General features: G+C 42.3%; 22 protein-coding genes. 7 read left to right on the top strand and 15 right to left on the bottom strand.

Annotation, left to right across the window (positions count from 1 at the left end):
• Nucleotides 1-102 precede the first annotated feature (102 nt).
• The 3 genes from gluQRS to sfsA form a co-directional block, all read right to left on the bottom strand.
• Nucleotides 103-996 (bottom strand): tRNA glutamyl-Q(34) synthetase GluQRS, encoded by an 894-nt coding sequence (gluQRS, locus tag ABMY35_RS00325; protein WP_349284534.1) that lies wholly within the window; start codon nt 994-996, stop codon nt 103-105.
• A 9-nt stretch (nt 997-1,005) separates the two neighbouring features.
• A complete protein-coding gene (dksA, locus tag ABMY35_RS00320) occupies nt 1,006-1,449 on the bottom strand; it encodes an RNA polymerase-binding protein DksA (protein ID WP_138479827.1) in 444 nt (147 codons plus the stop codon).
• A gap of 172 nt (nt 1,450-1,621) precedes the next feature.
• Entirely contained in the window at nt 1,622-2,326 is a 705-nt protein-coding gene (sfsA, locus tag ABMY35_RS00315; protein ID WP_349284533.1) for a DNA/RNA nuclease SfsA, read from the bottom strand.
• Between the two features lie 82 nt (nt 2,327-2,408).
• Here sfsA and pepB point away from each other — a divergent pair, with 82 nt between their 5' ends.
• Entirely contained in the window at nt 2,409-3,704 is a 1,296-nt protein-coding gene (gene pepB / locus ABMY35_RS00310; RefSeq protein ID WP_349284532.1) for an aminopeptidase PepB, read from the top strand.
• Between the two features lie 90 nt (nt 3,705-3,794).
• On the opposite strand, the gene ABMY35_RS00305 is transcribed toward pepB, so the two are convergent.
• The 5 genes from ABMY35_RS00305 to gpmM form a co-directional block, all read right to left on the bottom strand.
• Entirely contained in the window at nt 3,795-4,214 is a 420-nt protein-coding gene (locus ABMY35_RS00305) for a CBS domain-containing protein (RefSeq protein WP_138479832.1), read from the bottom strand.
• 79 nt (nt 4,215-4,293) lie between these two features.
• A complete protein-coding gene (locus tag ABMY35_RS00300; RefSeq protein WP_349284531.1) occupies nt 4,294-5,064 on the bottom strand; it encodes a divergent polysaccharide deacetylase family protein in 771 nt (256 codons plus the stop codon).
• A gap of 51 nt (nt 5,065-5,115) precedes the next feature.
• Nucleotides 5,116-6,345, bottom strand: a complete 1,230-nt coding sequence (locus tag ABMY35_RS00295) for a S41 family peptidase (RefSeq protein WP_349284530.1) — start codon at nt 6,343-6,345, stop codon at nt 5,116-5,118.
• A 40-nt stretch (nt 6,346-6,385) separates the two neighbouring features.
• Complete coding sequence (locus ABMY35_RS00290) at nt 6,386-7,519, bottom strand: peptidoglycan DD-metalloendopeptidase family protein (protein WP_349284529.1); 1,134 nt, start codon at nt 7,517-7,519, stop codon at nt 6,386-6,388.
• Nucleotides 7,519-9,063, bottom strand: a complete 1,545-nt coding sequence (gpmM, locus tag ABMY35_RS00285; protein ID WP_349284528.1) for a 2,3-bisphosphoglycerate-independent phosphoglycerate mutase — start codon at nt 9,061-9,063, stop codon at nt 7,519-7,521. The genes ABMY35_RS00290 and gpmM overlap by 1 nt, the downstream gene beginning before the upstream one ends.
• A gap of 215 nt (nt 9,064-9,278) precedes the next feature.
• On the opposite strand from gpmM, the gene ABMY35_RS00280 reads away from it, so the two are divergent.
• Genes ABMY35_RS00280 through gpsA form a run of 4 tightly spaced genes read left to right on the top strand, consistent with a single transcriptional unit; the run spans nt 9,279 to nt 11,512 of the window.
• Nucleotides 9,279-9,710 (top strand): rhodanese-like domain-containing protein, encoded by a 432-nt coding sequence (locus ABMY35_RS00280; protein ID WP_349284527.1) that lies wholly within the window; start codon nt 9,279-9,281, stop codon nt 9,708-9,710.
• 13 nt (nt 9,711-9,723) lie between these two features.
• The gene (gene grxC, locus ABMY35_RS00275) at nt 9,724-9,981 is read left to right on the top strand and encodes a glutaredoxin 3 (RefSeq protein WP_349284526.1); all 258 of its coding nucleotides are present in this window, start codon (nt 9,724-9,726) and stop codon (nt 9,979-9,981) included.
• A gap of 36 nt (nt 9,982-10,017) precedes the next feature.
• The gene (secB, locus tag ABMY35_RS00270; protein ID WP_138479843.1) at nt 10,018-10,500 is read left to right on the top strand and encodes a protein-export chaperone SecB; all 483 of its coding nucleotides are present in this window, start codon (nt 10,018-10,020) and stop codon (nt 10,498-10,500) included.
• Between the two features lie 4 nt (nt 10,501-10,504).
• Nucleotides 10,505-11,512, top strand: coding sequence for an NAD(P)H-dependent glycerol-3-phosphate dehydrogenase (gene gpsA / locus ABMY35_RS00265; protein WP_349284525.1), 1,008 nt, complete (start codon nt 10,505-10,507; stop codon nt 11,510-11,512).
• 79 nt (nt 11,513-11,591) lie between these two features.
• Here gpsA and ABMY35_RS00260 read toward each other — a convergent pair whose 3' ends face one another.
• Nucleotides 11,592-15,248 (bottom strand): bifunctional diguanylate cyclase/phosphodiesterase, encoded by a 3,657-nt coding sequence (locus ABMY35_RS00260; protein WP_349284524.1) that lies wholly within the window; start codon nt 15,246-15,248, stop codon nt 11,592-11,594.
• Between the two features lie 88 nt (nt 15,249-15,336).
• Nucleotides 15,337-15,801 carry a tRNA (uridine(34)/cytosine(34)/5-carboxymethylaminomethyluridine(34)-2'-O)-methyltransferase TrmL gene (trmL, locus tag ABMY35_RS00255; protein WP_349284523.1) on the bottom strand — a complete coding sequence of 155 codons (465 nt, stop codon included), beginning with the start codon at nt 15,799-15,801 and terminating at the stop codon, nt 15,337-15,339.
• A 102-nt stretch (nt 15,802-15,903) separates the two neighbouring features.
• Here trmL and ABMY35_RS00250 point away from each other — a divergent pair, with 102 nt between their 5' ends.
• Nucleotides 15,904-16,803: a cation diffusion facilitator family transporter gene (locus ABMY35_RS00250; protein WP_349284522.1), complete on the top strand. Its 900-nt coding sequence runs from the start codon at nt 15,904-15,906 to the stop codon at nt 16,801-16,803.
• On the opposite strand, the gene ABMY35_RS00245 is transcribed toward ABMY35_RS00250, so the two are convergent.
• From ABMY35_RS00245 to ABMY35_RS00230, 4 genes are all read right to left on the bottom strand, one after another.
• Entirely contained in the window at nt 16,755-17,720 is a 966-nt protein-coding gene (locus tag ABMY35_RS00245) for an alpha/beta fold hydrolase (protein ID WP_349284521.1), read from the bottom strand. The two genes, ABMY35_RS00250 and ABMY35_RS00245, sit on opposite strands and share 49 nt — an antisense overlap.
• Entirely contained in the window at nt 17,717-19,114 is a 1,398-nt protein-coding gene (locus ABMY35_RS00240; RefSeq protein WP_349284520.1) for an ATP-binding protein, read from the bottom strand. Before ABMY35_RS00240 ends, ABMY35_RS00245 begins: the two co-directional genes overlap by 4 nt.
• Nucleotides 19,095-19,778, bottom strand: coding sequence for a response regulator transcription factor (locus tag ABMY35_RS00235; RefSeq protein ID WP_349284519.1), 684 nt, complete (start codon nt 19,776-19,778; stop codon nt 19,095-19,097). The genes ABMY35_RS00240 and ABMY35_RS00235 overlap by 20 nt, the downstream gene beginning before the upstream one ends.
• 119 nt (nt 19,779-19,897) lie before the next feature.
• Nucleotides 19,898-20,071, bottom strand: coding sequence for a hypothetical protein (locus ABMY35_RS00230; RefSeq protein ID WP_349284518.1), 174 nt, complete (start codon nt 20,069-20,071; stop codon nt 19,898-19,900).
• A gap of 119 nt (nt 20,072-20,190) precedes the next feature.
• Here ABMY35_RS00230 and ABMY35_RS00225 point away from each other — a divergent pair, with 119 nt between their 5' ends.
• The gene (locus ABMY35_RS00225) at nt 20,191-20,631 is read left to right on the top strand and encodes a Spy/CpxP family protein refolding chaperone (protein ID WP_349284517.1); all 441 of its coding nucleotides are present in this window, start codon (nt 20,191-20,193) and stop codon (nt 20,629-20,631) included.
• A gap of 104 nt (nt 20,632-20,735) precedes the next feature.
• Here ABMY35_RS00225 and yacG read toward each other — a convergent pair whose 3' ends face one another.
• Complete coding sequence (gene yacG / locus ABMY35_RS00220; RefSeq protein WP_138479860.1) at nt 20,736-20,975, bottom strand: DNA gyrase inhibitor YacG; 240 nt, start codon at nt 20,973-20,975, stop codon at nt 20,736-20,738.
• Nucleotides 20,976-21,031: the final 56 nt, after the last annotated feature.

The raw sequence follows: 21,031 nt of genomic DNA, 5'->3' as shown, positions 1-21,031 counted from the left end.
ACTAGCGTTACTAAAAAATTAAGCTAGGAGTAGAAATAAACTGATCTAAAAGTGGCTTTTATGTGCCGTTATTTGGTGTGAATGTGCTTGAATTGCGACCTGTTATAGTTTGATGCTTTTTTCGAGTTCTTGTGGAATGGCGGCAAGAGAAAACTGTGTGCTTGCCCAAGTCAAAATTTCTTCAACATTACTGAGTTTCATGTCATCAGTAACATCAAGCCCTAAAAAGCTTAATGCACGCAATAACTCCGGGATCGGATCATCTATATTAATGGCGGGGGCATGATTCTGTTTCGAGAGTTTAAAGCCAGGTTCAGTCACAGCCAAAGGTACATGGGCATACTCTGGCACTGTGTGACCGAGTTGTTTAAACAAGCTAATTTGTCTTGCTGTGGGCTCTAATAAATCGGCACCGCGTACAACGCGACTGATCTTTTGCTCGATATCATCAACCACGACTACTAACTGATAGGCAAATAAGCCATCGCGACGTTTGACAATATAGTCTTCGTTGGCCAAATCGTGAGGCACATGTACCTGGCCTTGCAGTAAATCAGTAAATTGATAAACCGGATGCGTTTGCGTTAAACGAATAGCATGATCATTAAAGTCCAGTGCCAGTGATTTACAATGGCCTTGATACAGCCCACCCGCTTGTTTGATCATTTTACGCGTACAGTTACAGGCGTAAAGATCGGGTTTAAGCTGTGATAGGATGTCTTGATAAAGCGCGTGACGTTGACTTTGGTACTCAACTTGTTCGTCCCAATGTAAACCAAACTTTTCAAGAGCAGTTAAGATGACATTGTCAGCACCTTGCACGACACGAGGTGTATCTATGTCTTCCATACGTACAAGCCAAGCACCTTGATGTACTTTAGCGTCTAGATAACTTGAGAGGGCGGCGACGAGTGAGCCAAAGTGTAGTGGGCCAGAAGGCGAAGGGGCAAACCGGCCTCGATAGCCCCTTGATATGGACAATGCTTCGTTATGCATATACCGTAATTAAGCGCGGCCGTTCTGTTTTTCTTTAATTTCAGCCAGCGTTTTACAGTCTACGCATAGGTCGGCAGTTGGACGAGCTTCAAGACGGCGAATACCAATCTCAATGCCGCACGACTCACAGTAACCGAAGTCATCTTCTTCGATTAAGTTCAGTGTTTTTTCGATTTTTTTGATGAGTTTTCTTTCTCTATCACGGGTGCGCAACTCTAAAGAGAACTCTTCTTCTTGCGCAGCACGGTCAACCGGATCAGGGAAGTTTGCCGCTTCATCCTGCATATGGTTCATTGTTCTGTCTACTTCATTACGAAGGTCTAAACGCCATGCTTCTAAAATCTTTTTGAAATGCGCACGTTGTGCATCATTCATGTATTCTTCGCCCGGTTGTTCTTGATATGGTTGTAAACCGGCTTGAGCCAATAACCCTAATTTTTTTTGGTCTGGCATAGCATTCTCCTAAATCCTTAACATAACGGCGGCTATCGCCGGCGGCTATAAATAGCAAAATATGCTCCCCTAAGCAAACCTTTTTTACTGTGGGTTGGTTAAAATACAGTAGGTGCCAGATTAAGAGAACAACTTAATATTGGCTGGCTATATGGGGGCATAGATGACTAATTCAAGAGCTAAGTACGGGAATTTTATGATTTAGGATTATTTCCTCTGGGCTTATTTCACAGTTATAAGCGATAACTTCTACACCTGCAGTCTGTGCGTCATTCAGTAATTGCGCGTATTTAGGGTCAAGATGGGCTGCAGCCTTTACAGACTCTATACCCGTATGCATCACCATAAATAGTAGTACAGCGCGATGTCCTTGTTGGGTAATGTCTATTAATTCTCTGAGGTGTTTTTGCCCGCGAATAGTTTGAGTATCGGGAAAGTAACCTTGTCCGTCTTCTAATAAAGTGACTGATTTGACTTCAACATAGCAAAGTGGCTTGTGTTCATCTTTAAGCAAAATATCAATGCGACTATTTTCTTGTCCGTATTTCACTTCGGGTTGCAAATGCGCATAGCCATGTAATTCAGAAATTGTACCTTGTTCTATGCCTTCAATCGCCAATTTGTTTGCAATCGCGGTATTCACACAAATAAGGTCGCCTGCTGAATTCTCAGTGAGTTCTAACGAGTGCGCATACTTTCGTTTAGGATTATCACTTGTTGAGTAGTAAGCATAAAAACCTGGATCAGCACAGCCAGTCATTTTGCCTGTATTGGCACAATGAACTGTAAATTCTTGATTAGGTGTTTCCAGGTCGACTAAAAAGCGTTTATAGCGCTTTATTAAAGTGGCTTTTTCGAGCTTTGGCGTGAACTTCATTGTTTAATCGCAATAGGTTGGGTGATACTCGGTGCTAGTGTACACTTAATGCTACTAATAAGCGTATAAGAGAACACAATCTATGTCTGATAAATTCATTGTTCGTATCAGTGAACAAGCACCTACAGCGCCGTGGAGTGCTGATGCATTGCTATCGTTTGATCAACTTGGTGCTATTGTCCACCTGCAGCAAAACGAAACACTTAAATTAGTGCAAAAAGCAGCGCGTAGCCTTTCTCAACAAGGTGTGAAGCAAGTTGTATTACAAGGCGATGCTTGGTGTACTGAGTCACAGTGGGCGTTCTATCAAGGTTTTGTCACTGCTAAGCAACTTGATGGTGTTGAGTTTGTTGACAATGAACAGTCAGATTTAGCTGAACTTACAGCGTTGAAAAATGCGGCAACTTGGACACGCCAGATGATCAACGGTACGGCTGAAGATGTTTACCCTGAGAGTCTAGCGAGCAAAGCGGCTGAGTTTATTCAATCTTTAGCGCCTGAGCATGTGAGTTACAACATCATCAAAGGCAACGCATTACTTGAGCAACAGTGGATCGGTATCCACGAAGTAGGTCGTGGTAGCGAACGCCCACCAGTATTACTTGAGCTTGATTACAACCCAACAGGTGACGAAGATGCGCCTGTAAGCGCAGCGCTTGTAGGTAAAGGTATTACGTTTGATTCAGGTGGTTACTCAATCAAACCTAGCGAAGGCATGTTATCAATGAAGTGCGACATGGGTGGTGCGGCGACTGTGACTGCAGGTCTTGCGATTGCAATTGAACGTGGCATCGACAAGCGCATCAAACTATTCTTATGTTGTGCTGAAAACTTAATTTCAGGCCATGCTTACAAGCTAGGTGATATCCTAACTTATAAAAATGGCACAACAGTTGAGATCGTAAATACGGACGCTGAAGGCCGTTTAGTTCTGGCCGATGGTCTAATGGCTGCTGGTGAAACGGGGGCGCCATTAATCATTGATGCGGCAACGTTAACGGGTGCAGCCCTGGTTGCTGTAGGTCAAGAATACAATGCATTATTCGGTCTTGATAAAGCATTAGTATCAGAAGTTCAGCAGTTCGCTGAAGAAGAGTTTGAAGCGGCTTGGCCATTACCACTTGAAAAGTGGCACCAAAACAACTGCCCTTCACCTTATGCTGACACTGCTAACAGCCGAGCGCAAAAAGGTGGCGGCTACGGTGGCGCATCGAATGCTGCAGGTTTCTTATCGCGCTTTGTACCAAATGAAGGTCAAGGTTGGGTACACATAGATCTCGCAGCTTCATTCCAAAACAGCGCTGGTAGCTTATGGTCCGCTGGTGCGACAACGCTAGGTATGCGTACCGTAGCAAGAACATTACAAGCAAAAGCGTAAGTTTTTAGCTATATACACTTTATAAGGAGGCTCAGCCTCCTTTTTTGTATTTATTTTATAACTGATGCAATCAAGAGCTTAGTAGAAGTATTAAGACAAAAGGGCCGCTGCAAGTCTAACAAAATCAGATGAGGTTAAAATGCCCAATAGTTTTCCTTCTTCGTCGACAACAGGCATACAACCATGACGGTTTTCGACAAAAAACTGTGCCACTTCACTAAGAGATTGCTCTGGTCGAATACTGGCAAAGTCAGTTGCCATAATATCTTGAGCAATACTCTGCTTTTCCTTTCTTTCAATCGCATTGGGCCCGTAGGTTGCCATAATTTTCATTACCTGTGCGACCATGATCTTTTGTGTCAGCATACCTTTTAAAATACCTTGATCATCGATCACAGGAATGTGGCGAATATTTTTTTCGCGCATCAAGTCGTGCACTTCTTTAACGGTTGATTGGTGATGCACTGCAAATGGATCGGCAGTCATAAGATCAGAAACAATATGAAGCATAATAAACAGTCCTAATTTGGATCAATGTATAAACTTATAACCCATTTTATTTGAGCTTGCTTAAATCGAGATCAAAGTTTTATTTCTCAGCGATGCTTGGCGCGACTGTGCCCGTGTTTTTCGCAAGTTGAATGTAGCGAGTACGAACGAGTTGCGATAGGGGAACAAGCTCATAGCCTTGTTCAAGTAGAAGTGGGATCTGTGCATGTAAAAATGCCACAGTCTCAGGATATGGGTGCGCGATGAGTACGCTTTGGCCATTTCTTAACGCGATGCTTTTTGCTTCATTTAATTGTTGAGCAAAGTAGGTCTCTTGTTTTTCGTTATCGAGAAAAACCTGGCGAGCAATATTAGCCACACCGTATAAGTCAGCCACGGTTTGTGCTTGTGACTCATTAGTTGTTCGACTATCAAGGAAATATAAATCGCGCTTGCGTAAAACTTCCATCGTCCATTTCATGGGATCGCTATATTGAGTCAGTGCCGATCCCATATGATTATTCACACCACTAACTTGAGGTAAACTGGCTAGCGCGTGACCCAGTGTCATTTGTAGCGTTTGTTTATCCATGTCTAAAGTTAGTGCACCGGGTCCGAGCGCTTTGTCTTCAATTGCTTGCATAGGTACATGCAAAAGAAGCTCTTTACTCTGTTGACTGGCTAGGTATGCAAACTTTTGAGAATAGGGGGTGTGCGGCAAAATGGCAAAAGTCAGCTCACCGGGGAGAGAAAGTAAATTGAGATCACGCTGGTGGTTTCCCACATCGTCGATCACAATGGCAATTTGTTTAGCATGCAAAGGTATTGCTAAGTAAAAAACACTTAGCAATAACCATAATAATGAGCGCACAGTGTATTCTTCTATTTATAAGCCTGTAGCTGAGAGTGAGTACTCTCTTATTTAATTTTTATCTTTGTAATAACTTTTCGCGTCGACTAAATGCTTGTCTAGCAAAGCTAAATTAGCCATGTTGTTCGAAAGTTCACCAGCAATTATAGCGCGTTTATTTAAATGTGAAAGCCCTTGTTCAGCCAGTAAAATATTAGGCTTGATACCCACACCATCTATAGAGCGACCAGAAGGTGTAAAGTATTTTGCGGTTGTGAGTTTCAGTGCGGTAGTGCCATCGCCGATGGGGATCAGTGACTGGACTGAACCTTTACCATACGACTTACTACCAACGACGATTGCGCGTTGGTTATCTTGCAGAGCACCAGCTAAAATCTCCGCCGCAGAAGCCGACTGCTCGTTGATTAACACCACAATCGGCGCGCCATTTAAAATATCACCATGTTGTGCAACAAATTGTTGGTTAGCATCATAAAAGCGTCCTTTGGTAGTAACTATTGTACCTGCTTGTAAAAATAGATCTGAAATGGCCACCGCGCTACTTAAAGTACCGCCAGGATTATCACGAAGGTCGATGATCAGTCCTGAAAGTGGTCCACCATTATTTGAAGTCAGTTTATTGATGTGACGAGCAACGTCATGGTAGCTATGATTATTAAAGCTCTGAAGAGAAATGTAGGCATTTTGGTTGGTTAAGAGCTGACTAAATACACTCTCTACATTAATTTCTTCACGTCTTAAAGCTAAAGTGAGTTCGCTTTTTGCGCGCTCGACAGTGATATAAATGGTTTTTAGCGCCGCTTCTTTGAGTAACTTCGACACGTGGGCGATGTCTCTTTTTGTGACATCTTCAGAATTTATCGCTACCAGTTTATCGCCGCCTTCAATACCTGCTTGTTCAGCGGGTGAGCCGGGTAATGTCCCTAAGATCACAATGCGATCGTCGACTTCTTCAACTTCAATACCAATGCCTGTATAACGGCCATTCGCGGCACTGAACAAGCTTTCAAGTTCGCTGGCACTTAAATATTTTGAGTAAGGATCAAGTTGTTCAAAGACGTCGGTTAAGTTGCTTTTGTGATACTGACTTAATGGCACATCATCCACATAATAAGTGTGAATATGATAAAGAATTTCGTTGGTTTGTTGCTGAGTAAATTGTGTCGCGGATGCAATTGATGCAAAGCTGATATACAAACTGAGCATCGTAAACACGCATAAAAAAATAAATTTAGATTTTGGGTAATCTAACGATTTCGAATTGATAAAAAATGAATTCATGTGCTGCTCCTAGTCAGGTGCAGCAAGGTTATTCTTTAACTTATTTGCACCATTTTACTGGATCGACAGCGCTTCCTTTATGCCGTAATTCAAAGTATAGACCAGGATCAGCTTGTCCGCCGCTCTGACCTACTAGTGCAATACTTTCGCCGCTTCGGACTTGATCACCGACATCTTTTAAAAGCGTTTGTGCGTGACCATATAAACTCATATAGCCAAGACCATGATCGACGACAATGACCCACCCAAAACCATTGAGCCAATCGGCAAAAACCACTTGGCCTTGTTGTACGGCTTTAACGTTATCTCCTGTTTTTGCTGCAATAAATACTCCTTTCCAATTCATGCCAGCATGCTTGCGTTGGCCAAAGCGGTGTTTTAGGCGGCCTTTACTCGGCCAAGGCAGTTTCCCTTTTTTATTGCGTAACCCAATTAATTCTACTGGCACCAATGACTCGCTTTGCTGTTCATTTAATTGCGAGAGTGTGGTGATTAAGGTTTGTTCATTCTCTTTCAAATAAGCGATGGCGCTTTGTGTTTGTTTTAATGCGCTATTAAGTTGTGAAAGGCTGTTTTGGCGCTGTTCTTTGGTGGCTTTAAGTGCGGCTAAACGCTCTGTTTGTTGTGTAAATAAATCGTTGAGTTGCAGTTGCTTCTGTTCAAGTGTTTGTTGGTTTTCAGCTAGTTGTTCTATGACTTTCTTTAAAGCTTCAATTTGTGTGATGCGGGCTTTATTGAAGTAATCGTAATAGCTCAAGGTACGCTCAAGCGTAGCACTATGCTCTTGATTGAGTAACATTTTTGAATAGTCATGACTGCCAGTCATGTAGGCGCTTTTTAATTGTCCTGCGAGTAGTGTTTGTAGCCTACTTTTTTGTTGTTTTAAGCGCTTGTTTTCACTTTCGAGGGTGTATTGTTGCTGGCGATTTTCATTGATCCCTTGCTCGGTCAATGACAATGCTTTGGCATGCTGCGCAATTTGTAATTCGAAATCACGTAATTTGCGTTTGAGTTTATTGAATCTTTCGCTTTGTTGTTGATAGCTTTTTTGGCTTTTTTCTAGCTCTTTTTGTACCGCATCTAAATCTTGCTTAGTACGAGACTCGTTGGCATTGGCAAAAGCCAATACCAACATAGTCGTTATGCCGAAAATAATGCGTAAGCTTGTGCGCATTACTTAATGGTCATAATAGGTGAACCTGTCATTTCTGCAGGTTGTTCCATACCAAGTAGGTGTAGCATAGTTGGTGCCACATCACTTAATGTTTTGCCTGTGTGTGGTTGTGCATCACGACCTACATAAATGAATGGTACCGGCTCGCTAGTGTGGGCCGTATGAGCTTGACCCGTTTTTGCATTGGTCATTTGCTCAGCGTTACCGTGATCAGCTGTGATCAGTGCTTCACCACCGACTTTTTCAAGCGCTTCAACGACACGACCAATACATGCATCAACGGCCTCACAGGCTTTCACTGCGGCTTCAAATACACCTGAGTGACCAACCATGTCGCCATTAGGATAGTTACAGATGATCACATCGTGTTCGCCGCTTTCAATTGCTTCAACCAACGTGTCAGTCAACATGGTTGAATTCATCTCTGGTTGTAAGTCATAAGTAGCAACTTGTGGAGAAGGGATCAGCTCACGCTTTTCACCAGCAAATAACTCTTCACGACCACCACTGAAGAAGAAGGTCACATGTGCGTATTTTTCTGTTTCAGAAATACGCAGTTGTGTCTTATTGTGTTTCGCTAACCATTCACCAAGCACGTTATGCAGTTTTTCAGGTGCGAAGGCGATAGGTGCGTTAATGTCTGCAGCATACTCAGTCATCATCACAAAGGCGCTTAATTCTGGTGTTTGTTTCTTTTCGAACCCTGCAAAGTCAGCATCGACAAACGCACGTGTCATTTGACGGGCACGGTCAGCACGGAAGTTCATGAAAATAACCGTGTCACCATCATTAATAGTTGAAGCAGGCGCTGCATCAGGCTGAATCAGTGATGCTGCAACAAACTCGTCGTTTTCATCACGCTCGTAAGCGGCTAATAGCGCTTCAACGCCAGTGTTGTAAGTATGTTGGCCTTCAGCACACACCATTAGGTTGTAAGCTGATTCTACACGTTCCCAGCGGTTATCTCGGTCCATTGCATAATAACGGCCCACAATTGAAGCAAGACGGCCGCAGTTTAATTCTGCAAATAGTGCTTCGATTTTTTCGATTGAAGCTTGCGCACTGCGAGGTGGCGTATCACGACCATCTAAGAAGGCATGGAAGTAAATGGCTTTTGCGCCACGCTTTGCTGCAAGTTTAATAGCAGCGATAATGTGATCTTCATGACTATGTACACCACCTGGGCTCAATAGACCCATTAAGTGTACAGCTTTACCAGCGTTAACCGCTTTATCGATGTTTTCTACTAACACTGGATTGTGTTCAAATTCGCCATCGTCGATTGCTTTAGTAATGCGGGTAAAGTCTTGATAAACAATACGGCCAGCACCTAAATTTACGTGACCGACTTCAGAGTTACCCATCTGTCCATCTGGTAGACCCACATCTAAACCTGAACCTGAAATGAGTGTACGAGGGCGGGTGGCCCATAAGTTATCTAAAACGGGCGTGTTTGCAGCTAAAATTGCGTTGCTTTCGCTTTCTTCTCTGTATCCCCAACCATCTAAAATCATTAGAACAAGTGGTTTTTTCTGTGCAGTCATTTGGGCTCCTAAACTAAGGCACGAACTCTGCGCGTAGCATACCGCGTTTTGTATGAATATTCAGCCCTTTGAAAAGGAATAATCTTCATCTAGCAATCTCGCAAGGGCTGTATTTATAAAAGGGTATACCCAAACAATTGCAAACGGTATACTGCTGAGTCATTGAACATTAAGACAAGATCTAAATCATTAGATCTAAAGTAGTTGGAATTTTCATGGAACAATATATTGAATTTATCGGCAATAATGCTGTGCTAAGCATTATTTGGTTGGCTCTTGTTGCGATGATTGTAATGAGCTGGTTTAAAAGCAAATTTTCTGCAATTCGCCAAATTAACCCACAGCAACTGACACTGTTGGTTAATAAAGAAGATGGTCAAGTTGTTGATATTCGTCCGGCAAAAGAGTTTAACACAGGCCGTATTGCGGGTGCTGTTCAACTGAGTGCTGAAAAAGCCAAACAAAGTGACTTTGCAGGCCTTGAAAAGTTTAAATCTAAGCCCATTATATTGGTATGTACAACAGGCATGACAGCAAATGGCATCGCAAACAACGTATCAAAAGCGGGTTTCGAGCATGTTTATGTACTAAGCGGTGGTATGGGCGCATGGCAAAATGCTAACCTGCCTGTAGCAACCGGTAAATAATCAAGAGGATTTTATGAGCAACGTTGTTATTTATACTAAAGATTACTGCCCGTATTGCCACAGAGCAAAGGCACTACTAGACAGTAAAGGTGTAACATACACTGAGTATGATATTGCTGCTCAGCCTGAATTACGCGACGAAATGATTGAAAAAGCAAATGGTGGTACGACTGTTCCACAGATCTTTATCAATAACACGCATATTGGCGGTTGCGATGATATGATGGCAATCGAAGCGCAGGGTAAACTAGATACCCTATTGAACGCATAATAATTACATTAAGAAATACAAGTTTTAGGAACACTCATGACAGAACAAGCAAATCAAGCTGCAGCTCCGCAGGAAGGACCACAATTCACAATTCAGCGTATTTACACAAAAGACGTATCTTTTGAAACGCCTAACTCTCCTGCTATTTTCCAAAAAGAGTGGACGCCTGAAGTAAAATTAGACATGGATACGCGTTCTAATAAGTTAGACGAAGGTATCTTTGAAGTTGTACTAGCACTGACTGTAACCGCTTCTATCGGTGAAGAAACAGCATTCCTATGTGAAATTCAGCAAGCGGGTATTTTCCAAATCGCTGAACTTGAAGAGTTACAAATGGCACACATGCTAGGTGCATTCTGCCCGAACATTCTTTTCCCATATGCGCGTGAAGCAGTTGCTGGTTTAGTGAACAAGGGTACTTTCCCACAACTTAACCTAGCGCCTGTAAACTTTGACGCGCTATTTGCTCAGTACATGCAGCAACGTGCAGCACAAGCAGAGCAACCAGCTGACGCATAATTATATGAAAACAGAACAATCAGTTGTATCTGTACTAGGGGCGGGGTCGTATGGCACCGCCCTTGCTATTAGTTTTGCCCGAAATGGACACGCAGTAACCTTATGGGGTCGAAACGCCGATGATGTTGAGACGCTAGCAACTGAGCGTAAAAATCAACGTTATCTTCCCGATATTACTTTCCCTGAAACTTTAAAGCTTGAGAGTGATTTAGCAAAAGCAGTTAAGGCTAGTCAGATCATCTTAGTGGTTGTGCCGAGCCATGCTTTTGCAAAAACATTAGAGCAAATTCAACCTATGCTCAATGCGGGTGCTAAAGTGGTGTGGGCAACAAAAGGGTTAGAGCCGAATACCGGGCGCTTACTTCAAGAAGTCGCAGTTGAAAAACTCGGTGAAATAGTACCTTTAGCTGTGCTATCTGGCCCGACGTTTGCCAAAGAAATGGCGGCAGGCTTGCCGACGGCTATTTCGGTGTCTGCAACTGAAACAGAATTTGCCAGTGATTTAGCAAAACTACTTCACTGTGGTCGTTCGTTTCGTGTCTACAGCAATGATGACTTCATTGGTATTCAATTAGGTGGCGCAGTAAAGAATGTTATCGCCATCGGTGCCGGTATGTCCGATGGTTTTGGCTTTGGCGCAAACACACGTACAGCTTTAATCACCCGTGGTCTTGCTGAGCTTTGTCGTTTAGGTTGCGCACTGGGTGCAAAATCTGAAACCTTTATGGGTATGGCGGGTTTGGGTGATTTGATCCTTACCTGTACTGACAACCAATCTCGTAACCGCCGCTTTGGTCTTGCTCTAGGAAAAGGGTTAGGTGTTGACGAAGCCATGGAGAGTATTGGTCAGGTTGTTGAAGGTTACCGTAATACTAAAGAAGTGTATTTATTGGCTCAACGCAGCGGAATTGAAATGCCAATCTGTGAGCAAATCTACCAAGTACTTTATGAAAATAAAGATGTGAAAGAAGCAGCCATGGCGCTGTTAGGTAGAGAGCAAAAGTCTGAGTAACACTCAAAGAAGTAGTAACAAAAAACGGCGCTTAATTGCGCCGTTTTTTTATGTTACAAGATTGAATTGGATATCAGAGCTAGTTTAGCGTTGCGGTTTCTTCAAGCTCATTTTCTAACAACTGAGTTGCTTTATCAGCAGGAAGTGGTTTAGAGAAATAATACCCCTGCAAAATGCCACAGCCCATAACGTTTAATAAATAAGCTTGTCTTTCATTCTCGACCCCTTCAGCGACTACATTAATGTTGAGGTATTTGGCCAAGCGAATGATGGTGGCGGTGATATTTCTATCTTGATCTGATTGCTCAATATCCATGATAAACGAGCGATCAATTTTGAGAATATCAATCGGAAAGCGTTTTAAATAGCCAAGTGATGAATGGCCAGTCCCAAAGTCATCAAGTGCAATCGTCACGCCCAGCGCTTTAAGGCGATGCATAATTTTAAGGGCTTGCTCAGGGTCGGTCATCATCGCGCTTTCAGTGATCTCAAGTTCTAGACAATGGGCTGGAATATGATGCCTTAGCAGGCATTCACGGACAGTGTCGACTAAGAAATCACTTTCAAAATGCTTAGCTGAAATATTGATCGCCACATGATTACCAGATAGCCCCATCATGCGCCAATGACTAATTTGCTTACAAGCAACATCCAATAAGTAATTCGTCATAGGGATAATCGCGCTACATTCCTCAGCAAAAGGAATAAAAGTAGCAGGGCTTTCTATGCTGCCATCGTCCTGCTGCCACCTAACTAACCCTTCAAAACCTTCGAGCTTTCTACTTTCAGCTTGATATTTAGGCTGATAAAAAAGTTTAAATTGCTGATCGTCTATGGCCCTTAACAGGGCAGATTCTCGGGATAAGATAGTGGGATCTAATTGATGACGCTGTTTATCAAAAAACTGGTAACTGTTATTGCCTTTGTGTTTTGCATGATCTAATGCAGAGTCTGCACAGCGGATCAGATGCTCACTATCAATTGCATCGTCAGGATAGATAGCTAAACCACAAGAAGCGCTGACTGAGGTCTCTACGCCTTGATGCGTAAAGGGATGATTAATACATTTTAAAATGTCATCAGCGAGTTTCTTCGCAAAGAAAATCGTCATACCAGAGAATAGGTAAGGCGGAATAAGCACTGCAAATTCATCACTACTGACACGTGCCAGTGTAAAGCCTTTATCAAGGTGTTGAGATAAACGATTAGCGACTTCTTTTAACAGTGCATCACCACTTTCATGACCCATGAGATCGTTAATTTTTCTAAAGTGATCAATATCAATCAACACCAGTAATAAGGATGGAAACGCCTTATTACAGCTCGCTATGGCTTGATTCAGTGATTCAATAAAAAGCATACGATTGGCAAGTCCGGTTATTGAATCTCGCGTTGATAAGTTCAGTAACGCTTTTTCATTGGCTTTACGCTCTGAAATGTTTGTCAGTACACCAAGATAAAATACCTCTGAAGGATGATCTTCATGGGTCAACTTAGTCACTGTTACATCGAGCGCGAGTTTTTGATGATTAGCGGCAAGCGTCCAGATTTCGCCAGTCCAATAATCGTTTAACTGGCTCTCTGCAACAATATGTTGTTCAAGTCTGCGGTCTCTGCCTTGCTCGGTATAAATTTTCGGTTTATGACCTACTAATGCATCAGCAGAGTAACCCGTAATATCACTATATGCTTGGTTCACTTTGAGAACATTAAAGTGTTCGTCGGCAAGCCAAATAGCATCTTTTGAATGGGTCATGAGCATGTTGCTGAAATGCTCTGTCAGTTTTGATTTAGAAGTACGTAGCTGCTTGTTTAGCAACCAGTAAACACAGCCAGCGCTCATGACTAGGGCTAACACCCAGTGCCACCAAACTTGCTTTGGTTTTGAGGCTGTCACCGTCAACGTTTTCGACATACTTTGACTAGACGAAACCACTTCTAATGCCGACATTTCAGTGGGAGTCAGGGTGAGCTTATTGTTTTCAAGTAATCGCCATGGCGCACCTTCGGATAAACGATAGCTTAGCTGGCAGGTTTCGCAGGTGTTAAACCATAAACTAAAACGCTTTACATCCGCTTCTATGGTAAGCGGTAATTTTGGTGAAAATGACTCAGTGATTTTATCTCGGTAATGGTAGCGTACATGCGACAGCGCAAGTGTTGGAGATTGAACGTGCGCTTGCTCAGCGATAAGAGAGAAACTGTCATTCAATAACATCAGCTTTTGTCTAAAACTCAGTACTTGGCGTTGTGCTTTAAATGGCGCAATCAAGCGTTTGGTGACGCGATTTTTATAATGCGCGATCCCTTGTTTATCAAATTGCCAAATCCCTTCTTCTGCGTGGGCTAAATATTTACCGGCAAATTGATTACGCTGTATGAAGCCTGTTATTTGTTTATTGACCAAAGTCAGCGCAAACAAACCCGATTCGGTACTAAGCAGGAGTGTATTATTATGCTTAGTGTAGAGCACATCATGGAATGTTAGGCTTTTAAAAGGTAATGACAACTTTTGTGCAGAGCCTTGTTCAAGCAACCATAATGCATTGGTCGTCGAAGCGATAAACTCATTATCTGATAATTGTGTGATGCTATGGATACTTTCAATATCATAGCGGTGTAAAAGCGTTTTACTACCTATATCAAACTGGCTCAAACCACTGTTGTCTCTGGCCCATAAATTACCATCATGGGTGAAATAGAGCGCCTGTGTATTTTGCTTATCAATAAAAGGGGAGAAACTCCCTTTCTCGCCGCTAAAAATAAAAATTTGTTGTTCAGTTGCGACTGCCCAGCGACCACCATCAATATAACGTACTGCATTTACAGGCTGACTTTTCGCAAATTGCTGAAAAGCTCGCATACCTATTTGGTAAAGCTTTAATTCTTCTGAATTTTCAATATCGGTTTGTAAGTTTAATTGAGTAGGTTGAAATTTGCGCCATTGACCTAGTTGAGAAAGCCAGATTGATTGGTTTGATACTTTTAAATCATCAATCGGCAAGTTATTAACTTGGTATTGATACTGGGTCTGTGTGTTTAAGTTGTAGCTGTTGATAAAGCTACCTTTGAAACTCAATAATTTAGAATCAAAGACAACAAGATTGTCAGCTGAAAAAAGAGGCTGAGTTTGTAAAGTTTTATCAAACAGGAAAACCTCGCCAGCTAAAGATTTAAAGATGACTTTATCTTGATGCAGTAATAAGTTGTCAGCGTCAAATGGCAAGGTTGCGAATTGTTGCTTGCCATTCATCATGTCCCATCGCATAAGGGCATTGTCTTCAGAGACATAGACCACACCTTGTGGTGAGGTCTGCCAAAGTTGCTGTTTTAAATCGATAGGCAAAACAGATAATGTCGTATTCAAAAGTTGATAAAGGCGTTCGTTGCTTTGAAAAATGATGCCATTATCAGTCTGACTGATTTTTGTGACAGGGGTTTGTAGCCAGGTGCGTGTTTCACCTGTCACTGTATTGATCTTAGTTAGGCCATTTTGATGACCCACCCAAAGAAAAGGCGCTTGACTTAAAATGCTTAAAAACGGTGCTGTGAGGTCACGAGTGAGTTGCTGAGCATTAAACTCGTGATGGCCGTCGAATTTAATAATATCATCAACATATAAAAACCAATGCTGATTATTGGCCTGACTTGCTATGGCTTGGGTAGTGCGCTGCGATGCAAAAACTGAGTTGCACAATATTACGAGACACAACAGCAATGAATGCCATAACTTCATAATATTTTATATCCTCCTCAGTCCTTTTAATATTTAATATTAGTGAATTATTCATCGCTGTGCGAGTAAAATGTTAAAAAACGGCTAACTATTTTGAGTTTGGAAAGCCGAGTTGACGCCATGACTCGTAAACGAATACTGATACCGCATTTGATAGGTTCATACTACGACTGTCAGGTTTCATCGGAATACGCACTCTTTGCTCTGCTGGCAGAGAAAAGATGATTTCTTCGGGCAACCCGCGTGTTTCGGGCCCAAACATTAAACAATCACCGGCTTGGTACTCTGGCTCATGATGATACGTGCTGCCTTTGGTGGTACAAGCAAAGACGCGCTTAGGTTGTTCAGTTTCTAAATAGCTTTCAAAAGAAGGGTGACGTTTTACTTCACTGAACTCATGATAATCAAGGCCTGCACGACGAATACGCTTATCATCCCACTCAAAGCCCAACGGCTCTATTAAGTGTAATGTGTAACCAGTATTAGCACATAAACGAATGATATTTCCCGTATTTGGTGGGATCTCAGGTTGGTATAAAACAATATCTAACATAATCACCTCTAAAGTTATTGAGCTAAGTATACCGAAAAGTATACTGAGCAATAAGTCATTTAGGTGTCTATACCCAATGAGAATTAATTAAGGAGTGAGTTTATGACGCGTCAGTATGATGTGCTAGTACGTTTTTCAAGTCTATTTACCATGGCAGTGGTGAGTATCATGATAGCGGCAAAGGCTTGGGCTTGGTTAGCATCTGGTAGCGCGGCTATGCTGGGCTCGCTTACGGACTCCTTATTAGACATCTCAGCATCAATGATGAGCTTCTTAGTTTTAAGCTATGCGCTCAGACCTGCTGATGACGATCACCGCTTTGGGCATGGAAAAGCAGAAGCTTTGGCTGGGCTCGGTCAAGCCGCGTTTATTTCTGGTTCGGCATGCTTTTTGGCATTTCATGGTATTGAGCGTTTAATCAATCCCGTTCCTTTACCTCACTCCATGTTGGGCGTTTGGGTCAGTGGTTTCGCAATACTGTGCACATTATTGGTCGTGGCGGTTCAGCAATATGTGGTGAAGCATACTGAGTCTATCGCTGTAAAAGCGGATTCACTGCACTACAAAGGAGACCTATTATTAAATGCTGCCGTGCTAGTGGGTATTTACTTAGCATCAATAGGTTATTTATTCGCAGATTCTGTGTTTGCCATTGGCGTGGCGTTCTATCTGTTATTTAACTGCTGGGAAATCGCCAAAGAAAGTGCCAATCATCTAATGGATAAAGAAATATCTGATGAAGAAAAAGTCCGCCTAGTTTCTATAATTTCAAAACACCCCGACGTACAAGGGGTTCATGATTTAAGAACACGGCAAAGCGGTAAACTGAAATTTGTACAGTTTCATATCGAGCTTGATAAGCAGCTAAGCTTGCAGCAAGCACATGCTATTTCAGCTGAAGTTTGCAAAAAAATTCGCGCTGTATTTGGCGAGCATATAGATATTATGGTGCATCAAGATCCGGTTGCCTTAAATGAGCGGTGTGAGTCACAAAACTCATAAAACTGCTGCATCAGTGGGTGGCGAATTGAATCAATTTCATTTAGCAGCTCGTGTTTCGCCATGGGAAATTCAGAAATACCGATGTTTTTTTGATGTTGCGCCCACTTTTTTGTTGCTAGGTTATCAACAATACTGTCTTGCTCAGCAAGCGCAATATGGATAGGCGTAGGGTTTAGAAGTTCAGGCAATAAGAAAGTCCAATTGAGTGCCGCTTGTAACCACGCAAAGCTTACTCCGCCTAATTGAAGATGGGCTTGATTTGCATATAACGCTCGAAAATGCGTATATCTTTCAGCGCTATTGGTTAACTCGTTTTCAGAGAAGGGCTTTTCTACATAACTTGCTTGACCAAACGCATAATGCTGTGAAAAACCTAGACGGCATGCTGAGCGCGCTACCCAAAGAGCCACTTTACTTGGAAAAGGAGCGGTATTAATGCCAAGCATAGGCGCACATATAAAGGCAGCTTGTGCGCTTACTGGGTATCTCGCCATATAATCACAGCAAATCGCACCGCCCATAGAGTGCGCTAATAAAAAGTAATCGCAGTTAATTTGAGGTTGTACGATGCTTTCAATGAAAAGGTGTAAGTCGTCAGCAAAGTCTTCAAATTGCTCAATATATCCTAGCTGTTGGTCGGCTGTGAGACGCGTAGACTGCCCTTGGCCAATATGGTCACAGCAGTACACGGCAATATTGTTCTGATTGAGCTCCCAGATTAACTCTCTATATTTATGACTTGCTTCAATGCGGCCAGAAATCAGCACCACCGCATAATCAATGTGCTCAGGCTGATGAATGGTATAAAACAAATTGCCATTTTTACCGGCAAATTGGCTATGTGTACCCGATTGCCAATGCTGCTCTATGGTGTTTATATTGTCGTTAAGTTGATCTGAATAGCTGTAAAACGTCATAGTGGTAATGTAATTGTGACCGTTAACCCATGTGGCTGGTGGTTAGCAAAGTGAATATCACCTTGGTGGGCGAACAGTGCCCGCTTAGCAATGGCTAAACCTAAACCAATCCCACCAGATTGTCGAGCCCGAGCACTATCGGTGCGATAAAACGCATTACCAAGTTCAGTCAATGCCACTTCATCAACGCCTTGCCCGTCATCTTTAATTAGGATTACTAGCTCACCGGCTTGTTGCATGATGTCAAATTCAATACAAGAGTCGGCATATTTGATGGCGTTTCTGGTGATATTCTCAATTGCAGATGTCAACAAGGCAGCATCACAATTTAGTTCTAGATCGGGGATTGCATTGTTCGATAGAGTCTTATTGTGTTGATGGGCTTCAAATTTGGCATTTTGAAGTAATTCTTGTAGCAAGCTAGAGAGTGGGATTGACTCAATGTTAAGTTGATGAACAGTATATTCTAAGCGTGACAAGGTCAGTACATCAGCGAGCATTTTATCTAAACATTGAGACTCTTTTTCTATCCGAGCTAAATAGCTTTGCGTTGCAGCTCCGGCGGTATCTTGTGCCATGGCATTGGCCAGGTTTAAGCGCGTCAGCGGCGTGCGTAACTCATGAGACACATCGGCCAGTAACTGTTTATGTGCTTGTATGCTGTGAGTGAGTTTATCGGCCATAAAGTTAAAGTCATGAATAAGTTGACCGACTTCATCTTTGCGTTGGGACTCTGATGGAGCACGTACATTAAGCTCGCCTTGTGCAAGGCGTCTTGCACTTCGACTGAGCGTATTTAATGGTGTAATTAAATAAATGGTTAAGAAGATGCTCAAAATCACAGAAGGAATAAATACTGCGAGTAATTTCATCCACACAGGTAGCATGCGGATGGAATGGAAAAGCATAGGTCTGCGCAGAGGCTTAATTTGATATAAACGATATGCTTCTTGGTTAAGGGATATATCAACAGGCCCGTAAGCAACATAGCGCTCAGTTCTAATTTGGCTCGGCACGTTCTCATCGCCAAGGTCATTTAATACCGATAAATTTAAATTACGGTCGTTATTTCCGGTCGTAATAGTTTTATCGATATTGTCATGGACCAATAAAATCATACTGTGGCGAGATAAACGCGGGTGGTCTACGGCTTGTTGTAACGTTTTATTATGATCTTCAACCAGCCTAACAATGTTACGTTTCAAATGATTAAGGCTGTCTAACTGTCTGCCATGAAGCGGGTCATTATCTAACAGCTCGCCTTGCAGGCGGGTGAATAAAACCAATAATAAAAATATACAAACTATGGTCAGCCAAAATCCAGCGAATGCTTTATAAAATAGCCGACTATTAAGAGCTTGTTTAAAGTTATTTTTACTGAGCCAAAAAGACATAACCGCTGCCTCGTATGGTCTGAATACAATTCGCATCGCTATGTTGCGCGATTTTTTTTCGTAAGTTACTGACATGCATGTCAATAGAGCGATCAAATGGGGCTAACCGACGGCCCAGCACTTCTTGGCTAATTGTTTCTTTGGTAACTACTTTACCCACTTGAGCCATAAGTAGTTGCAACACGGCGAACTCAGTCCCAGTGAGTGTCAGTTGTGCTTTGTTAACGTGCACGGTTCGCGCAGCCATGTTCAGAGCAACACGGTTGTGTTCGATGATCTCAGCGATTTCAGCTTGCTTTACAAACTCGACACGGCGGGTAATGGCATTAATACGAGCCAATAATTCTCTGTGATTGAAAGGCTTGGAAATGTAATCGTCGGCACCCAACTCAAGTCCAAATATGCGATCAAAATCATCGCCTTTGGCGGTCAACATGATCACGGGAGTCAGGTGAGTTTGGCGAAGCTGTTTGAGTACTTCGAAGCCGTCGAGTTTTGGCAGCATGATATCAAGTAAAATTACGTCGAAGTTCTCTGCTTTAGCCATTGCTAAACCCGCTTCTCCATCAAACGCTTGGCTGACAGTATGATTCTGACTTTGCAGGTATTCGCAAAGTAAATTACTTAATTCAATATCGTCTTCTATTAGTAATAATTGGCTCATGAGGCACCTGACAGCATTGTACTTCTTATCTCTAGTGTACTGATAATCACATTGTATTGCAGAACTTTACACACTCTTTACGTTCGCTTGCGTTACTTTGCATTGCAGAGAGTAAGCTTTTATATACCCAAACTACCTGAAGATGCATGCTTCAGAGCGATGTCTTCTGTTCTAGTTCGAGGAAAAGGACGCAGTGGAATGACTAGTCCTTTCCAAGTTCTTTGACGATGAAATAGAGCCGAAGACACGCTCCCTAGGGCGAGTTTGATAGACTTTCTTACTGCGTTATCCATTTTCGATTTAGAGCCACTAGATCTTCAAATTGATGCCTTGTCTGAAAGTCTATCAACTCTCGCTGAATCTCGTATATTCAGGCGGTTTGGGTATAAGTTAACCCGAGAGAGAAATTATTATGAAATTATCAACTTTATTAAGCGCCATCGTTTTATCAGGCAGCATTTTAGTGTCGCTGACAGCCAACGCAAAAGGTCATTCAGAGTACCGCGGAGACTTTTTACTTTCTAAGCGTGCAGTGGCTGCACTGGATCTAACGGTCGATCAGCAAGCACAAATCAAGTCGATTATTACAGAATTAAAAGCGGATAAAAAAGATAGAAAGCTAGAGCGTAAAGAAAATCGTGAAGCATTTCGCGCTTTAGTCGAAGCCGAAAGCTTTGACGAAGATAAAGCAAAAGCCCTGATGTCAGACATTAAAGCTGAGCGTTCAGAAAAAGTGTTAGCGCACCTAAAAAGCCGTCATCAGATTTGGCAAATACTGACATTAGAGCAAAGAGAAAAGTTTACCGAGATGCGCAAAAAGCGTAAAAACAAGCAGCGTCGTCACCACGACTAACTAGCATTTGCAAAACCTCTTCAACATAAAAAGGCGACTATCAATTTAAGATAGCCGCCTTTTTTTATGTTCTTTCAAGCTTTTATGCGAGTTATAGAAAGAGATTATTGAAAGAAGTCATCGTTTTTAGCCAGCATGGCTTCAATGTCTTCAATCATATTTTGTTTAGCTTGCTCATCGAGTTCTTCGTTTGCAGAGATCTTGCTGGATATCTTGTTATTTTCTTCAGACCATTCGCCTAAATCAATTAACTGGCAACGCTTTGAACAAAAAGGGCGGTGTGGACTTTGCTCACCCCATACGACATCGGCTTGGCAAGTCGGGCATTTTACAACTGTGGCCATTATCATTCTCTATTGACTTGGTTTGGCCACAGTGTAATTAAAACTAATGCGCTTTG

This window comes from Pseudoalteromonas sp. BZB3, from assembly GCF_040104455.1.
Lineage (GTDB): Bacteria > Pseudomonadota > Gammaproteobacteria > Enterobacterales > Alteromonadaceae > Pseudoalteromonas.
This window is presented reverse-complemented; position numbering and strand designations above follow the sequence as displayed.

Bases quoted from the DNA above. Each gene is read 5' to 3' on its own strand.
- ABMY35_RS00290 (WP_349284529.1), bottom strand. From the start codon at position 7,519: ATGCGCACAAGCTTACGCATTATTTTCGGCATAACGACTATGTTGGTA.
- ABMY35_RS00235 (WP_349284519.1), bottom strand. From the start codon at position 19,778: ATGAGCCAATTATTACTAATAGAAGACGATATTGAATTAAGTAATTTA.
- dksA (WP_138479827.1), bottom strand. From the start codon at position 1,449: ATGCCAGACCAAAAAAAATTAGGGTTATTGGCTCAAGCCGGTTTACAA.
- ABMY35_RS00280 (WP_349284527.1), top strand. From the start codon at position 9,279: ATGGAACAATATATTGAATTTATCGGCAATAATGCTGTGCTAAGCATT.
- ABMY35_RS00250 (WP_349284522.1), top strand. From the start codon at position 15,904: ATGACGCGTCAGTATGATGTGCTAGTACGTTTTTCAAGTCTATTTACC.
- gpsA (WP_349284525.1), top strand. From the start codon at position 10,505: ATGAAAACAGAACAATCAGTTGTATCTGTACTAGGGGCGGGGTCGTAT.
- gluQRS (WP_349284534.1), bottom strand. From the start codon at position 996: ATGCATAACGAAGCATTGTCCATATCAAGGGGCTATCGAGGCCGGTTT.
- ABMY35_RS00260 (WP_349284524.1), bottom strand. From the start codon at position 15,248: ATGAAGTTATGGCATTCATTGCTGTTGTGTCTCGTAATATTGTGCAAC.
- ABMY35_RS00240 (WP_349284520.1), bottom strand. From the start codon at position 19,114: ATGTCTTTTTGGCTCAGTAAAAATAACTTTAAACAAGCTCTTAATAGT.
- ABMY35_RS00230 (WP_349284518.1), bottom strand. From the start codon at position 20,071: ATGGATAACGCAGTAAGAAAGTCTATCAAACTCGCCCTAGGGAGCGTG.
- ABMY35_RS00305 (WP_138479832.1), bottom strand. From the start codon at position 4,214: ATGCTTCATATTGTTTCTGATCTTATGACTGCCGATCCATTTGCAGTG.
- ABMY35_RS00245 (WP_349284521.1), bottom strand. From the start codon at position 17,720: ATGACGTTTTACAGCTATTCAGATCAACTTAACGACAATATAAACACC.
- ABMY35_RS00295 (WP_349284530.1), bottom strand. From the start codon at position 6,345: ATGAATTCATTTTTTATCAATTCGAAATCGTTAGATTACCCAAAATCT.
- pepB (WP_349284532.1), top strand. From the start codon at position 2,409: ATGTCTGATAAATTCATTGTTCGTATCAGTGAACAAGCACCTACAGCG.
- yacG (WP_138479860.1), bottom strand. From the start codon at position 20,975: ATGGCCACAGTTGTAAAATGCCCGACTTGCCAAGCCGATGTCGTATGG.
- gpmM (WP_349284528.1), bottom strand. From the start codon at position 9,063: ATGACTGCACAGAAAAAACCACTTGTTCTAATGATTTTAGATGGTTGG.
- grxC (WP_349284526.1), top strand. From the start codon at position 9,724: ATGAGCAACGTTGTTATTTATACTAAAGATTACTGCCCGTATTGCCAC.
- trmL (WP_349284523.1), bottom strand. From the start codon at position 15,801: ATGTTAGATATTGTTTTATACCAACCTGAGATCCCACCAAATACGGGA.
- sfsA (WP_349284533.1), bottom strand. From the start codon at position 2,326: ATGAAGTTCACGCCAAAGCTCGAAAAAGCCACTTTAATAAAGCGCTAT.
- ABMY35_RS00225 (WP_349284517.1), top strand. From the start codon at position 20,191: ATGAAATTATCAACTTTATTAAGCGCCATCGTTTTATCAGGCAGCATT.
- secB (WP_138479843.1), top strand. From the start codon at position 10,018: ATGACAGAACAAGCAAATCAAGCTGCAGCTCCGCAGGAAGGACCACAA.